Consider the following 11,977-nt stretch of genomic DNA (forward strand, 5'->3'; position numbering starts at 1 on the left):
CTCGCAGCATCGTGAGCGTGGTTGTCGCCGGGCGTGCCGGCCACGCGGTCGGCTTCTGAAGAGCAGGGGGGAGCATCACAGATGGCCCTGTTTCGCTTGCCATCCAGCGGGCCGGCTGCGCTTGCCCCGCGCGGCAACGGCCTGCTGCTGCGCGCGCCGCAGATGGCTGATTACGCGCAATGGGCAAGTTTGCGCGAGATCAGCCGCGAGTACCTGACACCCTGGGAGCCGATCTGGCCGTCGGACGACCTGACGCGCTCCGGCTTTCGCCGCCGGCTGCGCCGCTATGCCGAGGATATCTCGGCAGACCGCTCCTATCCGTTCATCGTGTTCCGCGAATCGGATGACGCCATGCTTGGTGGCATCACGCTCGCCAACGTCCGCCGCGGCATCGTCCAGGCCGGGACCATCGGCTACTGGATGGGCCAGCCGTTCGCGCAGCGCGGCTATATGACCGTGGCGCTGCGGCTGTTGCTGCCGACCCTGTTCGGCGAGCTCAACTTGCACCGGGTCGAGGCGGCCTGCATTCCGACCAATACGCCATCGATCCGGGTGCTGGAGAAGTGCGGCTTCACCCGCGAGGGCCTGGCGCGCCGCTATCTCTGCATCAACGGGGTCTGGCAGGACCACTACCTGTACGGCCTGCTGCATGAGGATTTCCGCGGGTAGCAATTGTGATCGGGTTGGGGATGGAAGGCCGCCGATCGGGGCTGGTTCCCGCCTCCGAAATGGGTATAGACGCCTTTGTGCCGACGTCTTGGCTTCGCCGCGATCGCGCGGTCCAAGCGTGAGGCGGCGGGCCGGGCGACGAGATGCCGGGGACATCAGACGATGCGACAGACGAGTGTGATCAGGGTCGGGACGCTGGCGGCCGTGCTGCTGGCCATGGGAGCGGCAGGGGCTGCGGCGCCGGCGTCAGCCCAATCGCTGACCGACCGCTTCAAGAGCCTGTTCGGCGGCGGCTCCGACGACAAGGGGCAGCAGAACCTGCCCGCCAGCGGCGGTCCGCCGGTGGACCCGACCGAGGGCTTGAGCTGTCCGCCGGTCAACATCCGCGCCGGAGCCTCGACCTTTGCGATGGCGGCACCGGGCAAGCAGGCGGTCGGCAACGACGTCCGTTTCCAGGCTTCGATCACCAAGACCGCCCGGGAATGCAATCTCAACGGCGCCGAGATCACGGCCAAGATCGGCATCCAGGGCCGGGTCGTGGCCGGCCCGGCCGGTGCGCCCGCGACCGTCGATATTCCGATGCGCATCGCCGTGGTCCAGGGCGGCATCGGCGAGAAGGTGATTGCCACCAAGGCCTATCGCACCACGGTGCAGATGACGGGGGATGGCAGCGTGCCGTTCACGATCGTGGCGGAGGACATGGTTTATCCGGTGCCGCCGGCCGGCGCCAATGCCGACAATTACGTATTCTACATCGGCTTCGATCCGCAGGCCCTGACCCCGGAACGGCCGGGCAAGAAGCGGAAGTGAGGGCCGGACGGGAGTGAGGTCGGCATCGGCGGCGGCGGGGACAGTCGATGATCGCCACGCCAGGTGTCGAGGTCACCGCGGTCGCGAATAGGTTTCAAAGCAAAAAGGCCGGTGCGATCAGATCGCACCGGCCTTTTGAAGATGTTGGATCGATGATGGGATACGGCTCAGTTCAGCTTGCGGCTGACTTCCGTGATGCCCTTGGTCACGAGGTCTTCGCCGAGGCCACCCTTGACCGACTGCGACAGCACGGTCGCGGCGGCCTGGACGGCGGCGTCGGCCGCAGCGGCCCTGACGTCGGCGAGAGCCTGAGCTTCGGCGAGGGCGATCTTGCCCTCGGCGGCCTTGGTACGGCGGGCGACGAAGTCTTCCATCTTGGCCTTGGCGTCGGTCGCGATGCGCTCGGCTTCCGCCTTGGCGCTGGTCACGATCTCCTCGGCCTCACGTTCGGCGCTGGCGCGGCGGGTCTTGTAATCGGCGAGCACCTTGGCCGCCTCTTCCTTGAGCCGCTTGGCCTCCGCCAGCTCGGATCTGATGCGCTCGCTGCGATTGTCGAGGGCCTTCAGGAGCATGCGGTGGACACCGAGATAGGCGAACAGGCCCATCAGGATCACGAAGGCAATCGCAACCCAGGTTTCCGGATCGGCGAGCAAATGCATCAGGCTGTTCCCTTCAACGATGCATCGACCGCAGCTTCGACCGTCTTGGCCGCGGGGGCCTTGCCGGTCAGCTGCAGCACGATCGCGCCGGCCGCCTCCGCAGCAATGCTGCGGACGTTGCCCATCGCGGTCGTGCGCGTATTGGCGATGGATTTCTCAGCCGCCACGAGCTTGGTCGCGAGGCTGTCTTCCAGCGCCTTGCGTTCGGCATCCGAGCTGGCCGCGAGCTTCTCGCGGGTCTCGGCTCCGATCGCCTGGGCGCGGGAGCGGGCCGTTGCGAGCTCGCTTTCATACGCCTTCATCGCGGCTTCGGATTCATCCTTCAGCCGCTGCGCTTCGGCCAGATCGCCGTCGATCGACTTCTGGCGGGCATCGATGACGGCCCCCACCTTCGGCAACGCCAGACGCGAGACGATCACGTACAGCGCCACGAAGGCGATCACCAATGAGACGATCTGGGAGGGAAAGGTTTCCTTCTGGAATGGAGGGAAACCATGCCCGCCTTCGGCCTCCGTATGGGCGCCTGCGGTGCCCTTGGCCTCGCCATGACTTTCAGCCACGGGCTTCTCCTGTCCGGCTCAGGCCGTCTTAGACGGCGTACAGCAGGAGCAGCGCGATCAGCAGCGAGAAGATGCCGAGCGCTTCGGTCACCGCGAAGCCGAAAATCAGGTTGCCGAACTGGCCCTGAGCGGCGGACGGATTGCGCAGAGCGGCCGACAGGTAGTTGCCGAAGATGATGCCGATGCCGGCACCCGCGCCACCCATGCCGATGCAGGCAATGCCCGCGCCAATGTACTTCGCTGCGACCGGATCCATGAACGAACTCCTTCTGAGAGGTTTGGTAGAGAGGGCCGGATCAATGGCCCGGATGGATAGCATCGTTGAGATAGATGCAGGTGAGGATCGTGAAGACGTAGGCCTGAAGGAACGCGACCATCAGCTCGAGGCCGGTCAGAGCGACCGTGAGACCGAGCGGCAGCAGCGCGCCGACCTTGCCGACGAAGCCGAGCGCGCCGAGCATGGTGACGAAGCTCGCGAACACCTTCAGCGTGACGTGGCCGGCCAGCATGTTGGCGAACAGACGGACGCTGTGCGAGATCGGCCGCGAGAAGAAGGAGATGATTTCGATCACCACCACCAGCGGCATGATCACCACCGGAATGCCGGACGGCACGAACAGCTTAAGGAACTTCAGGCCGTTCTTGTAGAAGCCGTAGATGATGACCGTCAGGAACACCAAGAGCGCCAGCGCGAAGGTGACGATGATATGGCTGGAGATCGTGAAGGTGTAGGGAATGATGCCGACGATGTTCGAGACGAAGATGAACATGAACAGCGAGAACACCAGCGGGAAGAACGTCATGCCCTGCGAGCCGGCGCTGGTCCTGATGGTATTGGCCACGAATTCGTAGGACAGCTCGACCACCGACTGGAAGCGGCCCGGCACGAGCTGACGCCCGGCGGCCAGCATCATGACAGCGATGATCGCCACCGCGAGCAGCATGTACGCGGAGGACGTGGTGAAAGCGATCTCCTGATTGCCGATGTGGCCGATCGTGAAGATCTTGTTGAGGTGGAATTGTTCGATCGGATCGATCATCCGCGTGGCGTCTCATTGTTGACCGGCCACGCCGGCGCTTTGCAATTCACTCGACGGTCTTCCGCGCGCGTCTCATTGGCGGGGCCTGTCCGGAGCGACGCCTGCGGATCTCACCACGTTCAACACGCCGGCGGCGAAGCCGAGCAGGAAAAACACGATAAATCCAAAGGGCGATGTCGACAGCAAGCGGTCGAAGCCCCAGCCAAGCAACGCACCGACGAGGACACCGGCGATCAACTCGGAGGACAGTCGCAGTCCACGCGCCATGGCCGAAGCCCGGGCTGCAGTGTCCCCGCTGCCGATTCCAGGTTGATCAGTCTCAACCCGTCGGCCGTCACGAAATTCGGACAACCGTTGGTCGAGACTTCCGAGCCTTGCGGAAAGCGCAACCTCATCAGGCGACTTATCGCGATCCCCGTGTCCGCCGCTGTCGTTCGTGCCATCCGCCATGTGTGGAGACCCGACGCGCTGTTGCGGGTTTCAGGAAATAGCGCCCCATCGCCCTTCAAAAGTCGCGCGGACCATACTGACCGCATCCCCCCAAGTCAAGATTGCGTGTTGAACTGTTAGATGCCTGAATTTGCTCTATTTCTTGGCTTTTTCGTCAGATCGGTCGGGCGTGTCACCGCGCCGCATCAACAGCGTTCTCCGCAGTTGCAATCTTGCACGCTCCGTGACCGTCTGATCCGATGTCGCTGAACCCCCAAGCCGCGTGGGAACCCGCATGTCGCGCCAGATCGACTATTATTTCTCGCTGCAGTCGCCATGGGCCTATATCGGGCACCGCCTGTTCCGCGACATCGCCGCCAGCCACGGCGTCGCCGTAAACCACAAGCCGGTGATGCTGGTCGATCTGTTTGCCGAGACCGGCGGCCTGCCGCTCGCCAAGCGCCACCCGGCGCGGCAGCGCTACCGCATCGTCGAGCTCAAGCGCTGGCGCGACAAGCGCGGCCTCGAATTTCACCTTCAGCCGAAGAACTGGCCGTTCAATGCCAGGCTTGCCGACGGCGTGGTGATCGCCGCGCTGCAGGCGGGGCTCGATCCGGAACCCTACCTGCAGCGCGCCTTCCCGGCGATCTGGGAGCAGCAGCTGAACCTTGCGGATGCGGACGTCATCGCGGGCCTCGCCGATGCGACCGGACTGTCCGGCCGCGACCTGCTGGCGCGGGCCGCGACCGACACGGTTGGCGCGGCCTATGAACAGAACCGGCAGGATGCGCTGGCGGCTGGCGTGTTCGGCTCGCCCGCCTATGTGCTGGATGGCGAGGTGTTCTGGGGCCAGGACCGGCTCGAACTGCTGGCGGATGCGTTGAAATCCGGCCGCTCGGCCTATACGTGCGAGACCTAGGTGCAGCCTGTGGCAGGTGACCGCACCGGACGGAACGTCTTGGCGGCGACACAATTCCGGCGTGCATGGCCGCCGTCTTTCGAGCACGCCCTGGAGAGCCAGCCATGAGTCTGATGCAGTCATATCGGCAGCCGCTCGTCGCGCTCTTGGTGTTGGGTGGTCTGTGCGGAGAAGTGTCGGCGGCCGAGGACACGGCGCCCGATAACGACAGGGGGCGCTACACGATGTCGACGACGCCGGACGGTGTGGTCAGGCTCGACACCCGGACCGGCGCGGTCTCGACCTGCAACAACAGCGCCGGTTCGGGCTGGGCCTGTTACGCCGTGCCCGACGAGCGCGCCGCGCTCGACGCCGAGATCGGACGGCTGCAGGCGGAGAATGAAAAGCTCAAGGGCCAGCTCGCCTCGCGCGACCAGAGCATCTCCGGCAAGATCGACGAGCCGCTGCCGAAGGATCAGGCGCTGCCCAAATCCGATCAGTTGAAGAAGCCCGAGCCCAAGGCTGGTGACAGGACTGGTGAGAAGCCGGGCGAGCCGAAATCCGCCGACGGTACGCGCAAGCTCGAGATCCCGCTGCCCAGCGATCAGGACATGGACCGCATGATGGGCTTCCTCGAGCAGGCCTGGCGCCGGCTGCTCGACATGGCCATGCGGGTGCAGAAGGACGTCTCGGGCAAGATCTGAGACCGAGCCGGGGAGGCTGAACGCATGCCCGCGAGATCGACATCGCGAACGGCACCTTCGACAGCCGCCATCAATACGGTCGTGACCTCGACCCTGACGGTGCAGACCTCCGGCCGTGGCTTCACCGATCTCACGCGTGAGGTCGAGGCCTTCCTGCGCGAGGGGGGCGCCCGCGAAGGCGTCGTGACCGCCTTCGTCCGCCATACCTCGGCGTCGCTCACGATCCAGGAAAATGCCGATCCGACCGTGTTGCATGATCTCACCACGGCGCTGGCGCGGCTCGCACCTGAAAATGCCGGCTGGGCTCACGATACCGAGGGGCCCGACGACATGCCGGCGCACATCAAGACGATGCTGAGCTCGGTGTCGCTGCAGGTGCCCGTCACGGACGGCCGCATGATGCTGGGGACCTGGCAGGCAATCTATCTGATCGAGCATCGGTCTCGTCCGCACATTCGCGAGGTCGTGTTGCAGTTCATCGGGGCTGCCTGACGCCATAAAGAAGAAACGCCGCCTGCCGAAACGCGGAACGGCCGCGGAGCGATCCGCGGCCGTTCGTTTGAAGAAGAAGCGGGCGGCGTGACCGCCCGCGCCGTGGTCAGGTCGACTGGATGTCGACGTCCTTGGTCTCCGGCAGGAAGATGAAGCCGATGACCGCCGTGATCACGGCGAACGTGATCGGGTACCAGAGGCCGGCATAGATATCGCCGGTCGAGGCCACGATCGCGAAGGCGGTCGCCGGCAGCAGGCCGCCGAACCAGCCGTTGCCGATATGGTAGGGCAGCGACATCGAGGTGTAGCGGATCTTGGTCGGGAACAGTTCGACCAGCATCGCGGCGATCGGGCCGTACACCATGGTGACGAAGATCACCAGGATGAACAGCAGGCCGACGATCGCGGCGACCTGCGGACGGAAGACGTCGAACGGATGCGCCATCTTGACGATGCCGGCGTCACCCGCCTTCGGATAGCCGGATTCGCCGATCGCGGCGGTCAAGGCCGGATTGCTCGCCTTGGCGTCGGTGTAGGGCACTTCCTTGCCGTTGAAGGTCACCTTGACGCCGGAGCCGGCCGGTCCGGGGACCGTGCTGTAGCGAACCGATGACTTGGCGAGGAAGTCACGCGCGGTGTCGCAAGGCGCGGTGAAGACGCGGGTGCCGACAGGATTGAACAGATCGCCGCAACCGGCCGGATCCGCCACCACTTCCACCTTCGTCGCTTCAATCGCCTTCTCCAGCGCCGGGTTGGCGTTGCTGGTGATCATCTTGAAGATCGGGAAGAAGGTGAGTGCTGCGATCAGGCAGCCGCCGAGGATGATCGGCTTGCGGCCGATCTTGTCGGAGAGGATGCCGAAGAACACGAAGAAGCCGGTGCCGAGCAGCAGCGACCAGGCGATCAGGAGGTTGGCGGTGTAGCCGTCGACCTTCAGGATCGATTGCAGGAAGAACAGCGCGTAGAACTGGCCGGTGTACCAGACCACGCCCTGGCCCATGGTGGCGCCGATCAAGGCGAGCAGCACGATCTTGCCGTTGTTCCAGTTGGCGAAGGCTTCCGTCAGCGGTGCCTTCGAGCTCTTGCCCTCGTCCTTCATCTTCTGGAAGACCGGCGATTCGTTGAGGCGCAGACGGATCCAGACGGAGACGCCGAGCAGCAGCACGGAGACCAGGAACGGAACCCGCCAGCCCCACTTGGCGAACTCAGCCTCGCCGATGATGGTGCGGGTGAACAGGATCACCAGCAGCGACAGGAACAGGCCCATCGTCGCGGTGGTCTGGATGAAGGAGGTGTAGTAGCCGCGCTTGCCCATCGGGGCGTGCTCGGCGACATAGGTGGCCGCGCCGCCATACTCACCACCGAGCGCGAGGCCCTGCAGCAGGCGCAGGCCGATCAGGATCACCGGCGCCGCGAAGCCGATGGTCTCGGCGTTCGGCAGGATGCCGACGATGAAGGTCGACAGACCCATGATCAGGATCGTGACCAGGAAGGTGTATTTGCGGCCGACGATGTCGCCGATGCGGCCGAACACAATGGCGCCGAACGGGCGCACCAAAAAGCCGGCGGCGAAGGCGAGCAGCGCGAAGATGTCGCGGGTGGCCGGCGGATAGGCGGAGAAGAACTGCGCGCCGATGATCGAGGCCAACGACCCGTAGAGGTAGAAGTCATACCACTCGAACACGGTGCCGAGAGAGGACGCCAGAATGACGAAGCGCTCGTCCTTCGTCATGCCTCCCGTTCTCGCTTGCGTGGCTACGATTGTTGACATTGGCATTCGCTCCCCAAGATGTTGCTATGATCGTTTCGCCCCCGCATGCCGGACTTGGACGGCGTGGTTCGCAGAGGCCTTGGCGGCTTAAGTAACATTGCAGTGAAACCGGCCCCAATACGACTTTCGGCTCTGGCGGCTGCGGCCTGCGGAAAGGTGGGGACATTGCGGCGGATCAAGTTCGCTCATTGGCCGTCGCGCTATCGATGTTGCGTCGCACAAGGGGCGGATTAACCGCCTTTCCCGCAGGTGGAATTGCATGCTTGCATGCAACCAGCCGCCGGGTGAGTATTTTGGCAGGGCCGAACGGCGTCTCTGGTGCGGTGGATGCGAGATTCGTTGCGGAGAAGGGCGGGCTTCTCTCCGGGTGAATGTCGCATCTGGAAACCGCGCGCGGCGACGTGTTGCGGCAGTGCACGGTCAAGTCAGGTTGTAAGGTCAAGTCAGAAAACGTATGGCGGCTGCCAGCACCCATCTCGTCATCGCCGATGATCATCCGCTGTTTCGCAATGCACTGCGGCAGGCTGTCGCGAGCGTGCTCGCGGAGGCCGTGGTCGACGAGGCCGGCTCGTTCGAGGACCTGACCGCGCTCCTGGAGAAGGATTCCGAGGTCGATCTCGTGCTGCTCGACCTGAACATGCCCGGCATCTCCGGCTTTTCGGGCCTGATCTATCTGCGCGCGCAATATCCGGCGATCCCGGTCGTGATCGTGTCGGCGAGCGACGATGGCGCCACGATCCGGCGCTCGCTCGATTTCGGCGCGTCCGGCTTCATCCCGAAGCGGTTCGGGGTGGAGACGCTGCGCGACGCCGTCATGAAGGTGATGGACGGCGACGTCTGGGTGCCGCCGGACACCGATCTCGCCGCGGGGGCGGACCCCGAAATGACCAAGCTGCGCGACCGCCTGGTCACGCTGACCCCGCAGCAGGTGCGGGTGCTGATGATGCTGTCGCAGGGGTTGCTCAACAAGCAGATCGCCTACGAGCTCGGCGTCTCCGAGGCGACGATCAAGGCGCATGTCTCGGCGATCCTGCAGAAGCTCGGGGTCGAGAGCCGGACCCAGGCGGTGATCGCGGCGGCAAAGATCGCGGGCTCGGCCTGGCGGCAGGACACGCCGACGGGGAAGTGACGGGTTGGCATCGTCGGATGGCGCCGTCATCTCGCGCGGCTTGGTGTGTGGCGGCTGATTGCCACGAGAAATGATGCCGGTTGGTTGGCTCGTCATGCGCGGGCTTGTCTCGCCTGCGCGGCCGAAGCCGCTTCGGCGCGGCGAAGGCCCGCGCATCCACGTCGTTCTTCCAGGCGCCGAAAGACGTGGATGGCCGGGACAAGCCCGGCCATGACGACGATGGAGCGTGGGATAGTAAATTTGCATTCCTGGCGCCGTGCTCGTGAAGATCTGCCGATCATCGCCGGCGATCAGGCGCCTGTTCGCCGCGTGTCGACCGACAGCGTTCACCGAGCTCTCCTAACCTCGCGACGCACCTTCGCCGCCTCGCGGCGCCATCGGCGTCCGAGCTTTGCCAGTCATATGCCCTCTCCGAAACAGAGGGCGCAGGGAAGGCCGGACCTCGACTGAGGCCCGTGGCCCGCCTGCGAAAAAAATGCAGGCGGCAGGAACCACAGGTTCAGCCGGACGACCCGGCCCTCCCTGCGCGATGGCTTTAACGGCTGCTCCGCGCTCTCCCCGGGGACCGGCGTTCTTGCCCCCGTCATCCGCAACACCGTCGTCACGGACTTGGCATCAGCAACGGGATGCCAGGACCACACGGCTTGACCGTGCGCGCCGGATCGTTCGTCGGCATGACTAATCACGCTGCGACCCGACGCGCCCACCGCATCCCGCGCCCCACGTTCGTGACGATCGCGAAGCGCCCCTCATGGCGGGCACGGGATGGCGCGACTCGTAGCATGATTTCTGGAAAAAAGAAATGAAAATGTGGCCGCCACACCAAGAATTTCGACGTCTGTAGACGAGCCCCCACGATTTATGGTCGTGGCGCCGTCACGTTTTGTCTGTCATAGACAGGTACCTTGCGATGCAAGGTACCTTGTGATACCTTCTAGCCATGACGGAACAGATGCAGGTCCAGCTGAAGAAGGGTGCGCTCGAATTGTGCGTGCTGGCGCTGCTGGCGCGGGGCGAGAGCTACGCCTACGAGATTGCCAGCTCGCTGGCGGCTGGCGTGGGCATCGGAGAGGGGACGATCTATCCTTTGATGCGGCGCATGCAGGACGACAAGCTGGTCGAAACCCGTCTTGCCGAATCCAACAGCGGTCCGCCGCGCAAATATTATCGGCTCACTCCGGCCGGCCGCGCCGCCTTCACGGCGCAGAAGCGCGAGTGGCGAAGCTTTGCTGATGCCGTCAACACATTGCTGGGAGAACGCTGATGGACCGCGTCGCCTTCTTGGGCCTCCTCAAGGACGGTCTCGCCGGGCTGCCGGCTGATGACATCGACGAGATCATCGCGGACTACATGTCCTATTTCGATGAAGCTGCTGCCTCCGGGCGCGGCGAGGCGGAGGTGGCTGCGGCGTTGGGCGACCCGCGGCGGCTAGCGCGCGAGCTGCGCGCCGAGACCGGGTTGCGCCATTGGGAGAAGCATCGCAGCCTGGGCAACTCCGCCGCCGTGCTGCTGGCACTGGGCGGCCTGGCCACCGTCGACATCCTGCTGCTGCTGCCGCTGCTGTTCGCCGTGATGCTGGTGACCCTGGCGGTCGGCCTCGTGGTCTTCGTGCTGGGTATCGTTGGCATCGGCCTGCTGCTCAGTCTGCTCAAGATCGGACACTTCGCCTCGCTTGTCGCGATGGCGCTACGCGCGGTGGCCGGCATCGGGCTCGTCGCCAGCAGCATCGGCTGCGGCGCGCTGCTGCTGCTGGCGCTCAATGTTGCGGTGAGAATGCTCGGCAATTACGCCCGGCTGCATTACCGGCTGCTCAGGCCGGAACACGACCACGCTTGACCAGGATCGGAGGTGCGCAATGAGTGAACGGCTAGGACAGATCGCGGTGGTGTCGCTCGGCATCGCGGTAACGTGCGGGGTCATCACGGCGCTGGCGTCGGCGCAGGACTGGGTCGACGGCGGTGACCTGTCCTGGGCACGCAGATCCTGGGCAGGCGCCTCCAGAGGCTGCGTGGCCATGCCATGGTCAGGAGAGACCCAATCGCGCGAGCGCCGCACGGTCGATCTCGCCTGGCCGGGCGGCGACGCCGTCAGGATCAGGATTCCGGCGCACGTGCATTTCCAGCCGGGGCCGACGGCGCAGGCCAGCGTCACCGGTGAGGCAGACCTGGCGGGCCACGTGCGCCTGCGTGACGGCCAGCTGGAGTGGGACACGGCCGAGTGGGGCGACCTGGTCGACTGTCTTCGGGCCGACGATCTCGTCGTCCAGCTCTCCGGCCCCGCGGTTACGTCATGGACAATCGATGGTTCAGCGCGCCTCGACCTCGCCGACATTCGCCAGGATGTGGTGCGGATCACGGCGCATGGCAGCGGCGCGGTCACGGCTGGCGGCGAAGTCCACGAGGCCGTTGTGGAAGCAGCCGGCTCGGGTCGGGTGGATCTCGGCCGTCTCGTCACCCGGACAACCACGGCGAACCTCCACGGCAGCGGCAATCTCAACCTCGCCGACAGCAGGCAGGAGTCGCTGCACATCACGCTGCGCGGCAGCGGCGTCGTCACCGCCAGTGGAGCGGCGCATGAGGTGTCACTGGAGTCGGCCGGCTCCGGCCGCGCCGATCTGGGTCGGCTGATCGCCGATCGCACCAGCGCGACGATTCACGGCAGCGGCGACGTCGACCTCGCGCCGCGACAGGATGCCGATATCTCCGTCTCCGGCAGCGCGGTCGTGCGACTGCACGGCGCCGTGGCGCGGATCAACTCGCACGTCTCGGGTTCCGGGCAGATCAAGCAGGTGCCGTAGACCTACACGAGAGAGATCA

The 11,977-nt window shown here is 65.1% G+C and carries 15 protein-coding genes; 9 read left to right on the top strand and 6 right to left on the bottom strand.

Annotated features, from left to right (window positions below; all coding sequences use genetic code 11):
- The first annotated feature begins 81 nt into the window (after positions 1-81).
- Positions 82-669 carry a GNAT family N-acetyltransferase gene (locus tag LQG66_RS27615; RefSeq protein WP_231318816.1) on the top strand — a complete coding sequence of 196 codons (588 nt, stop codon included), beginning with the start codon at positions 82-84 and terminating at the stop codon, positions 667-669.
- Positions 670-864: 195 nt separating this feature from the next.
- Positions 865-1,479, top strand: coding sequence for a hypothetical protein (locus tag LQG66_RS27620; RefSeq protein ID WP_231327976.1), 615 nt, complete (start codon positions 865-867; stop codon positions 1,477-1,479).
- Between the two features lie 167 nt (positions 1,480-1,646).
- Here the strand turns inward: LQG66_RS27620 and LQG66_RS27625 are convergent, their stop codons facing one another.
- The 5 genes from LQG66_RS27625 to LQG66_RS27645 all read right to left on the bottom strand — a co-directional run bounded on the left by LQG66_RS27625 (position 1,647) and on the right by LQG66_RS27645 (position 4,188).
- On the bottom strand, positions 1,647-2,138 hold the full coding sequence (locus tag LQG66_RS27625) for a F0F1 ATP synthase subunit B family protein (RefSeq protein WP_231318818.1): 492 nt from the start codon (positions 2,136-2,138) through the stop codon (positions 1,647-1,649).
- Complete coding sequence (locus LQG66_RS27630) at positions 2,138-2,698, bottom strand: F0F1 ATP synthase subunit B family protein (RefSeq protein WP_231318820.1); 561 nt, start codon at positions 2,696-2,698, stop codon at positions 2,138-2,140. Before LQG66_RS27630 ends, LQG66_RS27625 begins: the two co-directional genes overlap by 1 nt.
- Before the next feature lie 28 nt (positions 2,699-2,726).
- Positions 2,727-2,954 (bottom strand): F0F1 ATP synthase subunit C, encoded by a 228-nt coding sequence (locus tag LQG66_RS27635; RefSeq protein ID WP_006615622.1) that lies wholly within the window; start codon positions 2,952-2,954, stop codon positions 2,727-2,729.
- A gap of 40 nt (positions 2,955-2,994) precedes the next feature.
- A complete protein-coding gene (locus tag LQG66_RS27640) occupies positions 2,995-3,738 on the bottom strand; it encodes a F0F1 ATP synthase subunit A (RefSeq protein WP_231318823.1) in 744 nt (247 codons plus the stop codon).
- A 72-nt stretch (positions 3,739-3,810) separates the two neighbouring features.
- A complete protein-coding gene (locus tag LQG66_RS27645) occupies positions 3,811-4,188 on the bottom strand; it encodes an AtpZ/AtpI family protein (protein ID WP_231318826.1) in 378 nt (125 codons plus the stop codon).
- 274 nt (positions 4,189-4,462) lie between these two features.
- Between LQG66_RS27645 and LQG66_RS27650 the strand changes: the two genes are divergently transcribed.
- The 3 genes from LQG66_RS27650 (at position 4,463) to LQG66_RS27660 (ending at position 6,261) form a co-directional block, all read left to right on the top strand.
- Positions 4,463-5,086, top strand: a complete 624-nt coding sequence (locus tag LQG66_RS27650) for a 2-hydroxychromene-2-carboxylate isomerase (RefSeq protein ID WP_231318828.1) — start codon at positions 4,463-4,465, stop codon at positions 5,084-5,086.
- A gap of 104 nt (positions 5,087-5,190) precedes the next feature.
- A complete protein-coding gene (locus tag LQG66_RS27655) occupies positions 5,191-5,769 on the top strand; it encodes a hypothetical protein (RefSeq protein WP_231318829.1) in 579 nt (192 codons plus the stop codon).
- A gap of 24 nt (positions 5,770-5,793) precedes the next feature.
- Entirely contained in the window at positions 5,794-6,261 is a 468-nt protein-coding gene (locus tag LQG66_RS27660) for a secondary thiamine-phosphate synthase enzyme YjbQ (RefSeq protein WP_231318837.1), read from the top strand.
- 106 nt (positions 6,262-6,367) lie between these two features.
- On the opposite strand, the gene LQG66_RS27665 is transcribed toward LQG66_RS27660, so the two are convergent.
- Entirely contained in the window at positions 6,368-7,993 is a 1,626-nt protein-coding gene (locus LQG66_RS27665; protein WP_231318838.1) for an MFS transporter, read from the bottom strand.
- Between the two features lie 493 nt (positions 7,994-8,486).
- On the opposite strand from LQG66_RS27665, the gene LQG66_RS27670 reads away from it, so the two are divergent.
- The 4 genes from LQG66_RS27670 to LQG66_RS27685 all read left to right on the top strand — a co-directional run bounded on the left by LQG66_RS27670 (position 8,487) and on the right by LQG66_RS27685 (position 11,958).
- A complete protein-coding gene (locus LQG66_RS27670) occupies positions 8,487-9,161 on the top strand; it encodes a response regulator (protein WP_231318840.1) in 675 nt (224 codons plus the stop codon).
- A 940-nt stretch (positions 9,162-10,101) separates the two neighbouring features.
- Entirely contained in the window at positions 10,102-10,425 is a 324-nt protein-coding gene (locus LQG66_RS27675; RefSeq protein ID WP_231318841.1) for a PadR family transcriptional regulator, read from the top strand.
- On the top strand, positions 10,425-10,997 hold the full coding sequence (locus tag LQG66_RS27680; RefSeq protein WP_231318843.1) for a DUF1700 domain-containing protein: 573 nt from the start codon (positions 10,425-10,427) through the stop codon (positions 10,995-10,997). The genes LQG66_RS27675 and LQG66_RS27680 overlap by 1 nt, the downstream gene beginning before the upstream one ends.
- Before the next feature lie 19 nt (positions 10,998-11,016).
- On the top strand, positions 11,017-11,958 hold the full coding sequence (locus LQG66_RS27685; protein WP_231318844.1) for a GIN domain-containing protein: 942 nt from the start codon (positions 11,017-11,019) through the stop codon (positions 11,956-11,958).
- The last annotated feature ends 19 nt before the right edge of the window (positions 11,959-11,977 follow it).

It is taken from the genome of Bradyrhizobium ontarionense (genome assembly GCF_021088345.1).
Lineage (GTDB): Bacteria > Pseudomonadota > Alphaproteobacteria > Rhizobiales > Xanthobacteraceae > Bradyrhizobium > Bradyrhizobium ontarionense.

Bases quoted from the DNA above. Each gene is read 5' to 3' on its own strand.
- LQG66_RS27615 (WP_231318816.1), top strand. From the start codon at position 82: ATGGCCCTGTTTCGCTTGCCATCCAGCGGGCCGGCTGCGCTTGCCCCG.
- LQG66_RS27625 (WP_231318818.1), bottom strand. From the start codon at position 2,138: ATGCATTTGCTCGCCGATCCGGAAACCTGGGTTGCGATTGCCTTCGTG.
- LQG66_RS27635 (WP_006615622.1), bottom strand. From the start codon at position 2,954: ATGGATCCGGTCGCAGCGAAGTACATTGGCGCGGGCATTGCCTGCATC.
- LQG66_RS27640 (WP_231318823.1), bottom strand. From the start codon at position 3,738: ATGATCGATCCGATCGAACAATTCCACCTCAACAAGATCTTCACGATC.
- LQG66_RS27645 (WP_231318826.1), bottom strand. From the start codon at position 4,188: ATGGCGGATGGCACGAACGACAGCGGCGGACACGGGGATCGCGATAAG.
- LQG66_RS27650 (WP_231318828.1), top strand. From the start codon at position 4,463: ATGTCGCGCCAGATCGACTATTATTTCTCGCTGCAGTCGCCATGGGCC.
- LQG66_RS27655 (WP_231318829.1), top strand. From the start codon at position 5,191: ATGAGTCTGATGCAGTCATATCGGCAGCCGCTCGTCGCGCTCTTGGTG.
- LQG66_RS27660 (WP_231318837.1), top strand. From the start codon at position 5,794: ATGCCCGCGAGATCGACATCGCGAACGGCACCTTCGACAGCCGCCATC.
- LQG66_RS27665 (WP_231318838.1), bottom strand. From the start codon at position 7,993: ATGACGAAGGACGAGCGCTTCGTCATTCTGGCGTCCTCTCTCGGCACC.
- LQG66_RS27670 (WP_231318840.1), top strand. From the start codon at position 8,487: ATGGCGGCTGCCAGCACCCATCTCGTCATCGCCGATGATCATCCGCTG.
- LQG66_RS27675 (WP_231318841.1), top strand. From the start codon at position 10,102: ATGACGGAACAGATGCAGGTCCAGCTGAAGAAGGGTGCGCTCGAATTG.
- LQG66_RS27680 (WP_231318843.1), top strand. From the start codon at position 10,425: ATGGACCGCGTCGCCTTCTTGGGCCTCCTCAAGGACGGTCTCGCCGGG.
- LQG66_RS27685 (WP_231318844.1), top strand. From the start codon at position 11,017: ATGAGTGAACGGCTAGGACAGATCGCGGTGGTGTCGCTCGGCATCGCG.